This window comes from Laceyella sacchari (assembly GCF_024927925.1).
Classification (GTDB): Bacteria; Bacillota; Bacilli; order Thermoactinomycetales; family Thermoactinomycetaceae; genus Laceyella; species Laceyella sacchari.
The window spans coordinates 1423036-1439073 of the sequence record NZ_CP103866.1; the positions used below are offsets into that span (position 1 = coordinate 1423036).

The following is a 16038-nucleotide window of genomic DNA, read 5'->3' on the forward strand; positions in this document are numbered from 1 at the left end:
GAGATTATATTTGGCCCTGACGAGTGCTGGCTGCGTGTAAAAAAACATATCCTCTTTGGGGACTTGGAAGTGGATTTGTATATTCCAAAATACAAACTGGTGATTGAAGCGGATGGGAAGGCATATCACATCACACCATTACAAAAAGAGCGAGATCGTAAAAGGGAATATGTATTGAAGATACATTACAAACTTAAGGTGAAACGATTTAATAGTGATCATTCACGAAGTAACGGGTGGACCAAGAGAAAGTTTGTGGCAACAAGTGGGGGAGGTCATTAGTGGGCTTTATGGATAGTTTAAAGATATAGTTATTCGTAAACTATATCAGACGAGTTCAATATACTTTAGCATGCTAAAAAGTCTGTGAACCTCCCGGGGTTTTTGCATCATGAACGGTTCACAGATTATTTTGGTTTTTGATATAATGAAAATGCTTGAAATGACTGATGTTCACATACGGGTTTAGTTGTAACCATAATGGTATTGAAATAATTCCGCCTCGGAAACCCAAACACGGCGATGCTTTGTTTAGTTGTAACCATAGTGGTATTGAAATCATGTGGTGGCAAACGGATCGAAGCCGCTTGTGGAACGAGTACAATATACTTTAGCATGCTAAAAAGTCTGTGAACCGCCCCAGTTTTTTTGCATCATTAATGGTTCACAGACAATTTTGTTTTTTGATATACTGAAAATGCTTGAAATTGACTGATGTTCACATACGGGTTTTAGTTGAATCCATAGTGGTATTGAAATCCTAGGAAGAAGCAAATTATTAAAAATGCTTTGAATTGTTTAGTTGTAACCAAGTGGTATTAACTGTAAACAGACACTTGTAATAGTGGTTGACTATAAGGAATCTAAGAAGTGAAGTGTAGACCGCATCAGAGGAGTACAATATCTTTTAGTAAGCTAAAAGGTTTAGTTGTAACCATATTGGTATTGAAATAAGTGCATCTTCGCCCTATTGTACTCTGTGTCTAAAGTTTTAGTTGTAACCATATTGATTATCAATTGTTCTTCTCTCGAACATATTGATCCAATTGTGATTTAGTTGAATCCATAGTGGCATTTGAAAACGGATGATCTCTTAAAATACTTTCAGGAGACCGATACATATATAAATAACCAAACGGCATAATGTACTAAACAGATGTAAGTTCCCTCTCCTTTTTGGCAACAATGCACCCATAAGGGGTGGACAGTTAATGAGGGAACAACATCCAGAGCAGAAAGTGATCGAGCTGGAAGAGGTTATATTAGTCATAAACGGCAGTCCTACACCGGAAGCCTGTAAGGACTTTGTGAAGCTGGTCCAACAGATGAAAGTAGCTCAAAAGAACAGAAATTAAGGGGTTTCACTATACGGTCGGGGTGCGCTTTGCATCCCGATTTTTTTGTTATATGATATGTACATAACAATGCACCGAGAGGAGTTCGCAAATGAGCCAAAGCATTTACGATGTGCACAATGTTGCCATTTATCTGCGTAAATCACGTGGCGATGAAGATGTGGACCTAGACAAGCACAGGGATGAACTGGTGTCAATGTGCGAAAAGAATGGTTGGTCCTATGTTGAATACGCGGAGATCGGTACAGGGGACAGCATCGAAGCTCGACCCAAGATGCAAGAGCTTTTGCAAGATGTTGAGCTGGAGATGTATGATGCTGTGCTGGTTGTTCACTATGACCGGTTGGGCCGTGGTGACAAAGTAGACCAAGCGACGATTGAAAAAACGTTTGCGATTTCGGATACGCTGATTATCACGCCGCAGAAAGTCTACAATCTGAATGATGAGTCAGACATGATGTTGGCTGATTTCCAGGGCATGATTGCACGTCAGGAGTATAAATCAATTGCCAGACGGTTGCGCCAAGGGAAAGCGCGAGCCACAAAAATGGGGAACTGGTGCAATGGAAAACCGCCGTTTCCTTATATATATGATAGAGAATCGAAGAAGGCGGTTCCTGATCCCAAAAAGTTGGAGATTTATCGCATGATGGTAGATTGGGCGCTCAGCGGTTGGTCCTCAACGGATATTGCGTGGGAGCTGAACAAGCTGACAATCCCTTCTCCTCGTGGAGGATTATGGAGCCCGCAGGTTGTTCGTCGCTTACTGTTAGATGAGGTTCATTTGGGACATATTGTTGTGGGGAAAAAGAAGAAGATTGTCACGACGGGTGCGATCATTACCAAACCCAAGACGGAATGGGTGGTATACAAGAACTGCCATAAGCCCGTAAAGACGGAAATCGAACACAATAAGCTGCAATTTTTGTTTCAAAGGGAAAAAGTAACCCCGCACGCCAGCAGGGCAGGGAAACATGCTTTTTCTGGGATCATCAAGTGTGGTAAATGCGGACATACGTTGCAAATTCAGAAGAGATCAGACCGGCCGTATGATAACTTGAAATCCTGCACCTACCGAGATCATTTTGGAACGCGTTGTACCAATGTGGGCGGAAACATGTCGCAGATCGAGTCGGCTGTTCGCGCTGCGATAGAGCAGAAGAAAGAAGAGTTGGAAGAAGCGATTCGCAAAGGGATTGATCTTGAAGATCGGCGCGTGCTGTATGATTTGTTGGAAAAGAAATTGGCAGAGATCAAGAAGATTGAAAACCGCCTCAGCAATTTGACCGACATGAGAGCGGATGGGGAGATCAGCAAAGAGGAGTACGTGCTGAAGAAAGCGGAATATGAATCACAATTGCGCCAATGTGAAGAAGATTACCGAGTGATTGAGAAGCAAATCGATCATACAGAACAAGCCAGAAACGAAGATATGTTGGCGACGGTGAAGGATGTTATTCATGTGTTGGATCATGAAAAAGACGCCAAAGCATTAAACCGCGCATACAAATCGATCATTCACAACATTATCTGGGAACGCGATCAAATCGACGAAAAGCCGAAGGTAACGATAAATTTTCTATAGGGGTCTAGTATGTAAAACGGCCATCGTGTCTTGCTGGCTATTGGCTCGTTTACGAATTACCTTTGGAACAATCATCATCCCAGTTTCTAAAGTGGGTTTTGGATTTGCAGCAGGAGGAAGTGAGTTTAAGGGCGTTGCAGAAGAAGAGAAAGGAGGCCGTTCGGGGGAGGAAGACAAGAAAAAAGATCAGGAAGGGAAAGGGAAGGAACAAGAAGGAGGGGGCGGAAAGTTTCCTTTCGGCGGTGGTAGCGGTGGGGGAATTTCCATCACACCTGTCGGATTCATTGTTGTCGGGGACAAAGGCATCCGCTTGTTGAACATGGACGGAAACACGCATTTGATTGACCGGGTGTTGGACATGGCGCCAGGATTGGTTGAGCAGCTGAAAAATTGGGGCAAAAAGAAATCAAATGGAGGATGCGAATAGGACGAGGACTGTTTGACCGAATTTCTTAAAGATCTCGCTCCGGAGGGAGCTGGGCTTTGCGGGAAAAGGTTTTTCTAATGTCGATACGTGTTTATGGAAAACAACGATATGGCGAATGTGCCGTGTCGTTGTTTTCACATATTCTTGTCCCCTTTGCATATATTGGTACAAACCCAGACGGAGCAATGGGGTGAATGAATGGTGAAGCTAAAACGATGGGGAGCGGTTCTGATCGTTGCGGTATGGGGATGGATGGTGGGAGTGCAACCGGTGGCGGCGCAGGAGACCATCGACATCGCTCCCGGCGCGCAAGCTGCGATCTGTGTCGATGTCACATCTGGCCGTGTTTTATTTGAAAAGAACGCCGACCGAGAAATGTTGATTGCCAGCCTCACGAAAATTATGACGGCGATCGTGGCGATTGAAAATGGAAAGTTGGATGAGTTGGTGACGGTTGGGCCGCGGGCGGTCGGAGTGGAGGGGTCGTCCATTTATCTCAAGTTGGGGGAAAAGATCCCATTGCGAACGTTGTTGTATGGATTAATGCTCCGCTCGGGCAATGACGCGGCAGTTGCCATTGCGGAACACGTGGGCGGTTCAATTGAAGGTTTTGTTTATATGATGAATGAAAAGGCTGAATATTTGGGGTTATCGCACACTCATTTTGTCAACCCCCATGGGCTGGATGCTGAAGGTCATTATTCGTCGGCGCGAGATTTGGCAGTATTGGCCTCATATGCCTTGCAGAATCCTGTCTTTCAAGAAATCGTGAAGACGGAAGTGAAAACTGTCCCATGGCCCGGAGAGAAATGGCATCGTAAATTTTATAACAAGAATAAAATGTTGCGCTTATACAAATGGGCTGATGGTGTAAAAACGGGATTCACCAAAAAAGCCCGCCGCACGTTGGTCTCCTCAGCCACAAAAGACGGGCACCAGTTGGTGACGGTAACGTTGAATGATGGTGATGACTGGCGCGATTCCATGAGCATGCTGGAATATGGTTTTCAGCACTATGATTTGGTGTCGATCTTGCGGAAAGGACAAGTCATTTCCAAAGAAGCACACCTGACGGCGGAGGATAAACGTTTTGATATTATCGCAGGAGCGTCGTTTTCCTATCCGCTGACAGATCAGGAAAAGGGGCAAGTGGTGGTTGAACCGGTCATCAGTTTTCCGCTCAAGATGGTGAAACATAACCATCAGCAGGTGGGAAGTGCCCGGATTTTCCTCAGGGAAGAGCAGATCGGCGCCATACCATTGGTGGTGAAGATGCATCCAGAACGATCCATTTTCCATGAAATGAAAGAATGGATCGGATTGATGGTATGGCAGGGGGCGGAGCGATGATCAACTGGATTTGGTTTTTTATGATCTTAAGCGGCGTGGTTGCCGCAGCGGCCCAAGGCCGGTTCGATCTGGTGACCAATGCGGCGTTGAACGGGGCGAAGGATGCGGTGGCTGTGTGTATCGGCCTGATCAGCATTCTTGTGTTTTGGCTAGGAATGATGCGGATTGCACAAGATGCGGGGTTGTTGGAGAAGTTGGCCCGGCTGATGAGGCCGGTCGCGCGGTTTCTATTTCCTACAGTGCCACCGGAACATCCGGCGATGGGTTACATCTTGTCCAATATGAGCGCCAATTTGTTTGGCTTGGGAAACGCCGCAACTCCGATGGGATTGAAAGCCATGGAGGAGTTGCAGAAGCTGAATCCTGATCCCAAGACGGCGACACCGGCCATGTGCACGTTGCTGGCGTTGAACACTTCCGGCTTGACGCTGATTCCGACAACGATTATTGGTATCCGGCTCAAGTACGGGTCGGTGGAGCCAACGGAGATCATTGGCCCGACGCTGCTTGCCACATTTATAGCCACATCGATGGCCGTGTTGCTGGATCGCTACTACCAGCACCGCACGTTTGACCGTTCAGGCTTGTTGAAGCCGCATTGGAAATGACAGGGGAAAGGGGGAGTGTTTGATGTTTGAAGCGGTTTCGCTCATATCCAAAATCATGTTGCCGGCCTTGCTGGTGTTCATCCCCCTGTACGCTTTGTTCCAACGCGTGCCAATCTATGAAAGCTTTATTGAAGGAGCCAAAGAAGGGTTTCCCACCGCCGTTTCCATTATTCCTCATCTTGTGGGAATGATGGTGGCAGTCGCCATCTTCCGGGATACCGGCGCAATGCAGTTTTATTTGCAGTTCCTCACTCCGGTATTATCATTTTTTCACATTCCCGAGGAAGTGGTGCCAATTGGCATTCTGCGCCCGATCTCGGGTACGGGTTCATTGGCCTTTGTCGAGAGCATCCTTCGCACGCACGGCCCTGACACTTTTTTGGGCAAATTGGCATCCACGATCCAAGGCAGCACCGACACGACACTATACGTTTTGACCGTGTATTTCGGGGCGGTCGGCATTCGTAACTCCCTGTATGCGCTGAAGGTTGGATTGTGGGCGGATTTGATCGGTTTTCTCGCATCATTGGGGATTTGTTCCATCCTATATTTATAATCTCGTCTATTGGCCTGGAACCAGGTCTTTTTTTTGTTCCGGTGCGCACACTTGTGTCCCCCAGCTGAAACGGTTAAGATGACATAGAGGTGAATCATAGTGATTGAACGTCTGCAAAAGGTGCTGGCTCATGCCGGTGTTGCGTCGAGGCGCCACTCCGAGGAGCTGATTAAAGCCGGAAAAGTGAAGGTGAACGGGAAAGTTGTCACCCAATTGGGAGTCAAAGTCGACCCGGCGCGGGACCGAATTGAAGTGAATGGGGCGTTGGTAAAACAGGAACAAAAACGAGTGTTTTTATTTTATAAACCATTGCGTGTCATCACGAGCATGTCCGATCCGCAAGGGCGGCGGGTGGTTGCGGATTATTTCCGCTCCGTACCCGAACGCGTCTATCCGGTGGGGCGGCTGGATTATGATACGGAAGGCCTGTTGTTGTTGACCAATGACGGGGAACTTGCCAACCGTTTGATTCATCCGCGATATGAAGTGGACAAGACATATGTGGCCACCGTGAAGGGACGACCAAGCCCGGCCGATTTGGAAAAGTTGCGCAAAGGGGTGAAGCTGGAGGATGGTTGGACTGCCCCGGCTAAAGTCCGGATCTTGTCTCAAGACGATATCCAAACCAAATTGCAACTCACCATCAGGGAAGGGCGCAATCGCCAAGTGCGGAGAATGTGCGAAGCAGTTGGCCTTCCGATTACCCATTTGATCCGGACAAAGTTGGCGTTTCTTACGCTTCAGGGATTGAAGCGGGGGGAATACCGCGAGTTAACCCGCCAAGAACTGGATAGATTGCGGCAGTTACTCACATAAAAGGGTTTTCATATAATCTTCAAATTGCAGTACCGTGGTTAAAAAGACAGGCGTTATAATGTAAGTTGGAAGATTGTAGAGTTACAAAGCAAGGGGTTGAAAAACGGGGGGAGAGATAGCCTTGATTGAGAATTCAAAATGTGAATGCGGTCACAATAACCCCGTCGGCACCATATTATGCGAGAGTTGCGGGAAACCGCTTGATGAAGAAACCAAAGGGAAAGAGACCATTGTTCAGGAGATGCGATATGAAGGGAAAGCGCGGCGTTCGCAAACCTTTCAGTCCTCTCCTTTTGATATGGTATGGAACTTTTTCTCTTCGGTTAAAGTGGCCATCATTCTCATCATTATCACATTAATCGCGGCTGGCATCGGGACGATCTTCCCACAAGAGAAGTTTGTTCCATCGAGCGATCCCGCGGCTTATTATGAAAAGCAATACGGGTTGTGGGGCAAATGGTTCCACATCTTTGGCTTTTCCGATATGTACAATTCATGGTGGTTTTTCACGATGGTCTCCTTGATCGGGATTTCGCTGGTGGTATGTAGCCTTGACCGCGTGATCCCATTATACAAAGCTTTGAAAAACCAACAGGTAAGAAAAAGCGTCGATTTTTTGAAGCGGCAACGGATCACTGCCGAAACCGCTCTTACAGCGGAGGAAGCAGATGAGAAGTTGGCGAAGCTGGAGCAAGCGTTACAATCGAAGCGATACCAGGTTAAACGAGAAGGAAACGCTTTGCTTGCGGAAAAAGGGCGCATTAGCCGATGGGGGCCTTATATCAATCACATTGGCTTGATTATTTTCTTATTCGGTGTTTTGTTGCGTTATGTGCCTGGTTGGTACTTGGATGAAACAATGTGGGTGCGCGAAGGGGAAGTGAAAAAAGTCCCTGAATTGCCTTATTATGTTAAGAATGAGGGTTTTGACATCACCTTCTATGATCAAAAAAACGTGCCCAAGTCGAAGCAGGATGCGGGGCCAATCGCCCAAAAATACGAAACCCGCGCCGTGCTGTACGAGAAAGAATGGGATACTGGCAAGCTGAAGCCGGTGGCCAAAGGTTCGATTCTCGTCAACCATCCGCTCGCCTATAAAGATCTCCGACTGGTGCAAGCCGACTTTCGCATCGGATTGTTGGATGCGCTCGACTTGAAGTTGGTGGACAAAGAAAGCGGGAAGGCGTTGGGAAAATTCACTGTAGATCTATATGATTTGAAGCCAAATCAAGTTTTTCGGGTGAAGGACAAAGAAGTGGTTTTGCTCGATTACTATCCGGACTTCGCGTTGGAGAATAACCGGCCGATAACCAAGTCTCCCGATCCGAACAAACCGGCGTTTGTCTTTGAAGTGAGAGAAAAAGGACAAGCTAAAGGGGAGCGTTCCTGGGTGATTTCCGGCCAAAACCTCGATGAGTTGACGAAAGAAAATAGGTATGCGATAGACTTGGCGGGCATGAAGATGGTCGATTCAACGGGTCTGATGGTTCGTGTTGACAAGAGCCTGAATGTGATCCTGTTTGGTGGGGTCATCTGCATGATCGGCTTGGTGATGGGCTTCTATTGGCATCATCGCCGAGTGTGGGCGCTTGTGGATGATGGGCGACTCTATATCGGTGCGCACACGAACAAAAACTGGTACAGTTTGGAGCGCGAACTCAAACTGACAGGTGAATTTGACACACTCCAAGTGAAACGCAACTGAGCATGGGAGGATAGGAAACGATGGAACAGTTGATGGAAAATCTCCTTTTGTGTACCTTTTTCCTTTACCTATTATCCACTGTCGCCTTTGTGATGGGGACCAACAAAGGATCGGAGAAGGAAAGTCCCAAGAGCCGTTTGTGGGGAAATATCGGCATCGGGATGAGCATCGTCGGCGTGGTATTTCAATTGATGTTTATTATCACCCGGGTGCTGATCGGCGGGCACTGGCCGACGAGTAATATGTTTGAGTTTACGGCGTTTTTGTGCTTCACGATCGTCATCGCGTTTATCATTCTTTATTTCATGTACCGCTCGTCGGTATTGGGGGCTTTTGTGATGCCGCTTGCGGTGGTCTTGCTGGCGTATGCTTCGGTGTTCCCGCATGAGGTTCAGCCGCTGATTCCCGCGTTGCAGAGCATCTGGTTGCCGGTACACGTATCAACTGCTGCGCTTGGCCAAGGGGCGTTCGGGGTTGGCTTTGTGGCTGGCCTGATCTATTTGGTGTTTCAGTTTGGTAGAGAGAAAGAAGGAAAAAATGCCAGATGGTTAGAAATTACTCTGGTGATCGTTTTGATGTTTGTGGGCTTTAGTGCGGTGAATATGGCATTTAAAACCATGAACTATGAAGCGAAATTTTCACATATCGTCGACGGGCAGCCGGCCGTGCAGGAGTACTCCTTGCCGCCTTTGGTTGCGCCGCATGACAGTGAAGTGATCAGCATCGATCGCTTTGCGGGCTTGGGCCAACCGTTAATGGAAGCGCCGAGTTGGATGAAAGGGAAAGATGCCGCATCACAACTCAACTCGGTCTTGTGGGGCGTCATCAGCGGAGCGATTCTGTACGGGTTGATCCGGCTTATTGCCAAAAAGCCGCTTCGAGGAATTCTCCACCCCATGGTGAGCCGGGTAAATCCCGATCTGGTAGAGGAAATCAGCTATCGCGCTATTGCTATCGGCTTTCCGATCTTCACGCTGGGCGCACTGATTTTTGCCATGATTTGGGCGCATGAGGCTTGGGGCCGTTTTTGGGGATGGGATCCGAAAGAAGTGTGGGCGCTCATTACCTGGTTGTTCTACAGCGCATATCTCCATCTCCGCCTGTCGCGCGGATGGCATGGCGCCAAGTCGGCTTGGCTGGCAGTTGGCGGTTTTGTCATAATCATGATTAACCTAATTGTGATTAATTTGGTCATCTCAGGTTTACATTCTTACGCATAAGTTTAACAGCCGGGGTGAAAGTGCAATGGAAAAACAATATCACATTCTTGTAGTTGATGATGAAGATCGTATCCGTCGTCTGCTCCGCATGTATCTGGAGCGGGAAGGTTATTTGATCGATGAGGCGGAAAACGGCGAAATCGCTTTGGAAATGGCGTTTTCTACAGATTATGATTTGATTTTGCTCGACTTGATGTTACCGGGGATGGATGGGTTGGATGTATGCGGGGAGATTCGCAAAAAGAAGGCAACCCCCATTATTATGCTGACAGCGAGAGGAGAAGAGGCCAATCGTGTGGAAGGATTTGAGGCAGGAACCGACGATTATGTGGTGAAGCCATTCAGCCCGCGCGAGTTGGTTCATCGGGTGAAGGCGGTGCTGAGACGGGCTTCGGCCACCGCTTTCCTCACTACGGATACGGAGACGCACAATGTACTCGTATTCCCCGAGCTGACCATCGACCACGATGCGCATGAGGTGAAAGCAGGGGGCAAAAAAATTCAACTTACGCCCAAAGAATACGAGCTGCTGTACTACTTGGCCAAATCCCCAGACAAAGTGTTCACACGGGAACAATTGCTCCGCGATGTGTGGCATTATGAATTTTTTGGGGATTTGAGAACGGTTGACACGCATGTGAAACGTTTGCGCGAGAAACTCAACCGTGCTTCCTCCAGAGCCGCTAAGATGATCACCACTGTTTGGGGAGTCGGTTATAAGTTAGAGGTGCCGAAAGAGTGATCTTAAGAAGTGTTGTCGGTAAATTATGGTTGACTATTATTATTCTCGTCACGTTGATCTTGGTGTTGTTGAGCCTGTTTTTGAGCGAACAAATCGAGAACAGCTATGTCGAAGGGCAAAGACAAAGTTTGGAGAAGTTGGCGACGCGTATTCAAACCCAATTGAAAGAGGCCGGCCCCAACCAGACCCAATATCTCAACAATGTGCTGATGGGGGCGTCCGAATTCGGTACATACTTGGTGGTGTTGGACGCGAGTGGCTCTGTTAGCCCCATTGGGGTTTCGCCGCACGTGCCCAACGTGCAGTGGCGGGAGATATTGACGGATGAAGAGTTAAAGAAGGTCTTAAAGGGTCAGTCAATTACCATGCGGGGGAAGGTGCGATTGCAAACCAACCCCCGTCCGGGAAATCCATTGTTAAAGAACGATATTTTGCTGGTGGCGGTGCCTTATATCAAGGATAAAAAGCCATCGGGCGCCATCGTGTTGTATCAAGTCCAGGATCAATTGAGCGAATCCGATATTAAACGGTGGATTTTCTACACGTTCCTGATCGGCATCGTCTTGACGACGATTTTCGCCTTCTTCTTGTCCTCGCGCATTTCGCAACCTTTGATCCAGATGAAGCGCGCGGTGGAGAAAATGGCCCGTGGGGAATTTTCGACACGGGTGCCGGTGCGCTACCACGAACGGGATGAAATCGCCGAGCTGGCTATGACTTTCAACCGCTTGGCCTCACAGCTGGAAGACACAATTCACCAGTTGTCGCAGGAGAAGGAGCAGTTGGCAAGCATTTTGCGAAGCATGTCCGATGGTGTGCTGACCATCAACAAGTTTGGCAAAATCATCATGACCAATCCCATCGGCGAAGGCTTTTTGTCGTTGTGGAGAGGAGAAGTGAAGAAAAATGCTCTGCCCCCTTCTTTACAAGCGCTCTTTAATAAGGTGATCGAGGATACGCAAGAACATACGGAGGACATCTCGGAACATGGGCGCACGTGGGTTGTCATGATGTCGCCACTGTATGCGGGCGATCAAGTGCGCGGAGTGGTGGCCGTGTTGCGGGATGTTACGGAAGAACGGCGCTTGGACAAGTTGCGCAAGGACTTCGTTGCCAATGTGTCGCATGAATTGAGAACGCCTTTGGCGATGTTGCAAGGTTACAGCGAAGCTTTGCTCGACGATATAGCGGAAACGCCGGAAGAGCGGAGAGAGATTGCACAAGTGATCAACGAGGAATCGCAACGGATGGGGCGCTTGGTGCGCGAACTGCTGGATTTGGCCCGAATGGAGGCGGGTCACATTCAAGTGGAGCCGGCCGAGAAGCCATTGGACAAATTCGTGCAGCGGGTCATCCGCAAATTCCAAAATCTTGCGCGAGAACAAGAAGTCCGTTTGGAAGCGGATTTGGCCGAACATTTGCCGACGGTGTTTTGGGATGAAGACAAGATTGAGCAAGTGTTGACCAATCTGGTGGACAATGCGATCCGCCATACACCTACGGGCGGGTCTGTGACAGTCCATGTGTATCAGAAAGGAGAACGCATCTTTTTGGAAGTGGAAGACACGGGCTCGGGTATTCCCGAAGAGGATGTACCCTTCGTCTTTGAACGTTTTTATAAAGCGGACAAAGCACGAACCAGAGGGAAGTCCGGTGGAACAGGCTTGGGTCTGTCCATTGTGAAGCATCTGGTCACTGCCCACGGAGGCACCGTGTCGGTGAAGAGCCAACTGGGTGTAGGCACCGTCTTTATCGTAGAGTTGCCTGTACGTGTGGCTGATGAAGTGTTGTACGCATAAAAAAGAAAAAGACCGTTACCCTAAGTGGGGTGACGGTCTTTTATTATTGCCCGCTACGCGTATTTTCCTGATTGGGTTGCAGCCTTTTACTTGGCGGGTACCAGCGGACGCATGATGATGGTATTGTAGATGACTCCCTTGGGTGCGGACACAATGGTCCAGACCGCTTCAGCGACTTGCTCCGCTTCCATCGCGTAGTCTTTTTGCCGACCGAATTCGGTCTTGATGGAGCCAGGACACAAAGCGGAGACTTTCACATGGTGCGGTTTCAATTCTTGGGTCAACGCGTCGGTTAACGCCATCAATCCGAACTTGGATGCGCAGTACCCGCCCCCGCGAGCAAAAGCTTCCGTCCCGGCTACACTGGAGATGTTGACGATATGTCCTTCCGTCGCCTTGAGATGGGGAATCGCATATTTGCAAGTGAGGAAGGCTCCTTTGAGATTAACATTCATCATTTCATCCCATTGCGACTCGGTGAGTTCGTCAACGGGGGCGAAGTGGCCGAGACCGGCGTTGTTGATCAGCACATCCAACCGACCAAAACGTTGGATCGCGAATTGCACTAAGTCTTGCACTTGTTGACTGTTCGTGACGTCACAGGCAAATGGGTGAATCCGCTCAGGATGGGTTTCTGCCACTGCTTCCAGCTTGGCTTGGCTTCGGGCGCTGGCGATGACTGTCGCCCCGCCCAAGGCCAACCGTTTGGTGATGGCTTCTCCCAATCCTTTGCTGGCTCCGGTGACAATAGCAACTTTTCCGTTCAGTTCCATGGTTGGCAGTCCTCCTTGATGCCGTGACGGATCGCGTCCGGTCACGAATAAACAAACTATTGCTAGTTTATCCCATTCACCAGCAGCGGACAAGAGAGGCTTACAGGTCGATTTCCATTACCGATTGGATCTCATCCATTTGTTTCAAAGCGTTCATCAAGTCGTTAGGAATTGCTTTGTCAATGCGGAGGATCATGATCGCCTGTCCTCCTGCTTGCTTTCGACCGACCTGCATGGTGGCGATGTTGATGTCCCGGCTGCCCAGCAATGTGCCAACTCGGCCGATGGCGCCCGGTTGATCCCGATGCTGGATGAACAGCAGATGTCCCTTGGGAGCAACATCAACCGGGAATTGGTCGATCTTGATGATGCGTGGCCCAAAACCGTTGAGCAAGGTGCCACTTACTTGATGCTGGTTTTTGTCCGTTTTGACTTCAATGTTTAGCCATTGAGTGAAGCCATGGCTGTGTCCCGATTTCTGTTCCAGCACATGTATGCCACGCTGTTTGGCCAAGTGGGGGGCGTTCACAAAGTTGATATCTGCTAGATGGTGTGAAAGGACTGCTTTTAGCATCATCCGCGTAAGGGGAGCCACGTCCCCTTCAGCCAGTTCCCCAGCGTACGTTATGGTGATTTCTTTGATCGCCTCGGTGGCCATTTGGCCTACGAAATGCCCCAGCTTTTCGACCAACTCATGGTAAGGAGCCAGTTTTTGTTGTAATTCCGCCGGGATGGAAGGGAGATTGACCGCATTTTTAAACGGCTCGCCACGCAGGATATGAAGCACTTCTTCGGACACATCCACCGCCACATTTTCCTGCGCTTCAATGGTGGAAGCACCCAAATGCGGCGTACATATCACCTGCGGCAAAGTAAACAACGGGTGATTGCCTGGCGGTTCAACCTCAAACACATCAAGAGCAGCCCCGGCGACTTTGCCGGAAACAATGGCGTCATAAAGAGCGGCTTCGTCGATGATGCCACCACGGGCGCAGTTGAGGATGCGGACGCCGTCTTTCATTTTGTCGAACACCTCATGGTTGATCATATGGCGTGTTTCTTTGGTAAGCGGAGTGTGCACGGTGATAAAGTCGCCAGCGGCAATCGCTTCGTTGAAAGATGCTTTTTGTACGCCAAATTTTTGAGCCCGCTCTTCAGTCAGATAGGGGTCGAAGGCGATCACGTTCATGCGGAACGCTTTGGCCCGTTTGGCCAATTCCGAACCGATTCGCCCAAAGCCGATGATGCTCAACGTTTTTTGGTTCAACTCCACCCCGACAAAAGCTTTTCGGTTCCATTCTCCGTTTATCACGGTACGGTGAGCCTGCGGAATGTTGCGAGCCAAGGAGATGAGCATGGCAAATGTGTGTTCAGCGGTGGAAATCGTGTTGCCGTCGGGGGCGTTGACGACGATCACCCCTTTTCTAGTGGCTGCGGGGATATCAATGTTGTCAACACCAACGCCGGCGCGGGCGATCACTTTCAACCGGTTACCTTGATTGATCACTTCTTCAGTCACTTTGGTCTGACTTCGTACCAATAGAGCATCAGCAGTGGCGATTTCTGATAACAATGCCTCGCCTGTCAAACCGACTTTTCGCACCACTTCGACGTCTTCGGCCCGCAACAGTTTGTCAATGCCCTGATCGCTCAACGGGTCGGTAATCAATACTTTATACATGCAACATCACCTCTTGTGCTGCTTTTACGCCAGTTCCCAATTCTACAGGTACGCCCATTTTAAAACATGCCATCTCCAACACACCCAAGACAGTAAGCACGTCTAGCTCATCGCAGTAACCCATGTGGCCGATTCTGGCAATTTGGCCTTTCAGATGTTGTTGGCCGCCAGCGATGGTGACGTTCATTTCGCTCATGTGTTTGCGCAAGGACTCTGTATCCCATGCCGTTTGCCGTCCGTCGATGGCGGTGACCGTCGGGGAAGCGTCATCGTCAGAAGTGAGTAACGGCAATCCTAGTGCCCTAAGCCCCGCACGGGTCATGCGCATTAAGCGTTGATGACGTGCAAAGACGTTTTCCCATCCTTCTTCTTCCAGCATGAGCAATGCTTCCTTCAAACCGTACAACAGAGATACGGCCGGGGTGTATGGAGCGGAATGTTGTTCCATGCTTCGCTTGTACGCAGTGAGATCGAGATAAAAACGGGGCTGTGTTTGCTGTTCAATGCGTTTCCACGCTCGTTCACTCACTGCGACCATAGCGAGGCCGGGTGGAAGCATCAACGCTTTTTGGGAACCGGTCACCATGATATCCACCTGCCAGTCATCCATGTGGCAGGGGACTGCGCCCAGACAGCTGACACCGTCGACGATAACCAACGCGTCTGAATGTTCGCGGACCACTTTAGCCAGGTCGGCAATAGGATTGAGCACGGCGGTGGAAGTTTCGCAATAAGTGAGGAATACTGCCTTGGCCCGGGGATGTTCTTGCACGAAGGCAGCCAACTGCTCAGGTGAACAAGAGGTTCCCCACGGGACATCCAATCGATGCAAGGCAATTCCGTATCGTTCCACTATTTTGGCGAAACGATCTCCGAAAGCCCCTGTCACCACAACAATCGCTTCATCCCCCGGTTGTACCGCATTGGTTACGGCTGCTTCCAAAGCGGAGGTGCCGCTTCCTGTCAAAATGAGCGGGGTATGGGTTGTGCCAAACAGAGTGCGCAACGATGTCGCACATTCCTGCAACAATCGAGAGGCCGCCTGTCCGCGGTGCCCGATCATCGGCTGGGACATCGCTTGTTGGATCCGAAGTGGGATCGGGGTTGGTCCGGGAATTCGTAAATGGGCTTTATCTTGCCAATTCATCTTGTATTTCCTCCTTCGTCTTATATAAAAAACCCCACGCCTACTCCACCCATTTGTTTGGGCAGAGGGACGTGGGGTACGTGGTGCCACCCTCATTCGCTGTCGGCTCACGCTGACAGCCTTGGCGAGTCGATGGGCATGACCTGCCATATCGACTCTAGTGGATAACGGGTCAACCGTGCTGATCTACTTCTTAGCGGTTCAATCAGCCACTCGGGAGTGCTCCGCATCAGGCAAACTGCCGATTCACAGCAACCATCGGCTCTCTGAGAGT

General features: G+C 49.3%; 15 protein-coding genes and 1 other annotated feature (1 of these 16 only partly in view). Of the genes, 12 read left to right on the plus strand and 3 right to left on the minus strand.

Going from position 1 to position 16038, the window contains the following annotated elements; all coding sequences use genetic code 11:
• The first annotated feature begins 30 nt into the window (after window positions 1-30).
• The 12 genes from NYR52_RS16745 to NYR52_RS07230 all read left to right on the plus strand — a co-directional run bounded on the left by NYR52_RS16745 (window position 31) and on the right by NYR52_RS07230 (window position 12163).
• On the plus strand, window positions 31-282 hold the full coding sequence (locus NYR52_RS16745; RefSeq protein ID WP_375163198.1) for a DUF559 domain-containing protein: 252 nt from the start codon (window positions 31-33) through the stop codon (window positions 280-282).
• Between the two features lie 929 nt (window positions 283-1211).
• A complete protein-coding gene (locus NYR52_RS07180) occupies window positions 1212-1355 on the plus strand; it encodes a hypothetical protein (protein WP_022738397.1) in 144 nt (47 codons plus the stop codon).
• A 91-nt stretch (window positions 1356-1446) separates the two neighbouring features.
• Entirely contained in the window at window positions 1447-2940 is a 1494-nt protein-coding gene (locus NYR52_RS07185) for a recombinase family protein (RefSeq protein ID WP_102992241.1), read from the plus strand.
• Window positions 2941-2965: 25 nt separating this feature from the next.
• Window positions 2966-3367 (plus strand): spore germination protein GerW family protein, encoded by a 402-nt coding sequence (locus NYR52_RS07190; RefSeq protein WP_259436585.1) that lies wholly within the window; start codon window positions 2966-2968, stop codon window positions 3365-3367.
• 198 nt (window positions 3368-3565) lie between these two features.
• Window positions 3566-4717 carry a D-alanyl-D-alanine carboxypeptidase family protein gene (locus NYR52_RS07195; RefSeq protein ID WP_310795338.1) on the plus strand — a complete coding sequence of 384 codons (1152 nt, stop codon included), beginning with the start codon at window positions 3566-3568 and terminating at the stop codon, window positions 4715-4717.
• Entirely contained in the window at window positions 4714-5325 is a 612-nt protein-coding gene (locus NYR52_RS07200) for a nucleoside recognition domain-containing protein (RefSeq protein WP_132220176.1), read from the plus strand. Before NYR52_RS07195 ends, NYR52_RS07200 begins: the two co-directional genes overlap by 4 nt.
• A 22-nt stretch (window positions 5326-5347) precedes the next feature.
• Window positions 5348-5881, plus strand: a complete 534-nt coding sequence (locus tag NYR52_RS07205) for a spore maturation protein (protein ID WP_022738403.1) — start codon at window positions 5348-5350, stop codon at window positions 5879-5881.
• Window positions 5882-5983: 102 nt separating this feature from the next.
• Window positions 5984-6697 (plus strand): pseudouridine synthase, encoded by a 714-nt coding sequence (locus tag NYR52_RS07210; RefSeq protein ID WP_132220963.1) that lies wholly within the window; start codon window positions 5984-5986, stop codon window positions 6695-6697.
• A 121-nt stretch (window positions 6698-6818) separates the two neighbouring features.
• Window positions 6819-8402, plus strand: a complete 1584-nt coding sequence (resB, locus tag NYR52_RS07215; protein WP_259436586.1) for a cytochrome c biogenesis protein ResB — start codon at window positions 6819-6821, stop codon at window positions 8400-8402.
• A gap of 20 nt (window positions 8403-8422) precedes the next feature.
• The gene (ccsA, locus tag NYR52_RS07220; protein WP_259436587.1) at window positions 8423-9622 is read left to right on the plus strand and encodes a cytochrome c biogenesis protein CcsA; all 1200 of its coding nucleotides are present in this window, start codon (window positions 8423-8425) and stop codon (window positions 9620-9622) included.
• Between the two features lie 25 nt (window positions 9623-9647).
• Window positions 9648-10364, plus strand: coding sequence for a response regulator transcription factor (locus NYR52_RS07225; RefSeq protein ID WP_022738409.1), 717 nt, complete (start codon window positions 9648-9650; stop codon window positions 10362-10364).
• Window positions 10361-12163 carry an ATP-binding protein gene (locus NYR52_RS07230; RefSeq protein WP_259436588.1) on the plus strand — a complete coding sequence of 601 codons (1803 nt, stop codon included), beginning with the start codon at window positions 10361-10363 and terminating at the stop codon, window positions 12161-12163. The genes NYR52_RS07225 and NYR52_RS07230 overlap by 4 nt, the downstream gene beginning before the upstream one ends.
• Window positions 12164-12249: 86 nt before the next feature.
• On the opposite strand, the gene NYR52_RS07235 is transcribed toward NYR52_RS07230, so the two are convergent.
• The 3 genes from NYR52_RS07235 to NYR52_RS07245 form a co-directional block, all read right to left on the minus strand.
• Window positions 12250-12936 (minus strand): SDR family oxidoreductase, encoded by a 687-nt coding sequence (locus NYR52_RS07235; protein ID WP_132220180.1) that lies wholly within the window; start codon window positions 12934-12936, stop codon window positions 12250-12252.
• 100 nt (window positions 12937-13036) lie between these two features.
• Window positions 13037-14617 (minus strand): phosphoglycerate dehydrogenase, encoded by a 1581-nt coding sequence (gene serA, locus NYR52_RS07240; RefSeq protein ID WP_259436589.1) that lies wholly within the window; start codon window positions 14615-14617, stop codon window positions 13037-13039.
• Window positions 14610-15764: a pyridoxal-phosphate-dependent aminotransferase family protein gene (locus tag NYR52_RS07245; protein ID WP_132220182.1), complete on the minus strand. Its 1155-nt coding sequence runs from the start codon at window positions 15762-15764 to the stop codon at window positions 14610-14612. The genes serA and NYR52_RS07245 overlap by 8 nt, the downstream gene beginning before the upstream one ends.
• Before the next feature lie 62 nt (window positions 15765-15826).
• Window positions 15827-16038, minus strand: a binding site (T-box leader) (it continues 35 nt past the right edge of the window).

Excerpts from the sequence above, each read along its gene's own strand:
- NYR52_RS07235 (WP_132220180.1), bottom strand. The coding sequence starts at position 12,936 with ATGGAACTGAACGGAAAAGTTGCTATTGTCACCGGAGCCAGCAAAGGA.
- NYR52_RS07225 (WP_022738409.1), top strand. The coding sequence starts at position 9,648 with ATGGAAAAACAATATCACATTCTTGTAGTTGATGATGAAGATCGTATC.
- NYR52_RS07205 (WP_022738403.1), top strand. The coding sequence starts at position 5,348 with ATGTTTGAAGCGGTTTCGCTCATATCCAAAATCATGTTGCCGGCCTTG.
- NYR52_RS07245 (WP_132220182.1), bottom strand. The coding sequence starts at position 15,764 with ATGAATTGGCAAGATAAAGCCCATTTACGAATTCCCGGACCAACCCCG.
- ccsA (WP_259436587.1), top strand. The coding sequence starts at position 8,423 with ATGGAACAGTTGATGGAAAATCTCCTTTTGTGTACCTTTTTCCTTTAC.
- NYR52_RS07200 (WP_132220176.1), top strand. The coding sequence starts at position 4,714 with ATGATCAACTGGATTTGGTTTTTTATGATCTTAAGCGGCGTGGTTGCC.
- NYR52_RS07195 (WP_310795338.1), top strand. The coding sequence starts at position 3,566 with ATGGTGAAGCTAAAACGATGGGGAGCGGTTCTGATCGTTGCGGTATGG.
- NYR52_RS07185 (WP_102992241.1), top strand. The coding sequence starts at position 1,447 with ATGAGCCAAAGCATTTACGATGTGCACAATGTTGCCATTTATCTGCGT.
- serA (WP_259436589.1), bottom strand. The coding sequence starts at position 14,617 with ATGTATAAAGTATTGATTACCGACCCGTTGAGCGATCAGGGCATTGAC.
- NYR52_RS07180 (WP_022738397.1), top strand. The coding sequence starts at position 1,212 with ATGAGGGAACAACATCCAGAGCAGAAAGTGATCGAGCTGGAAGAGGTT.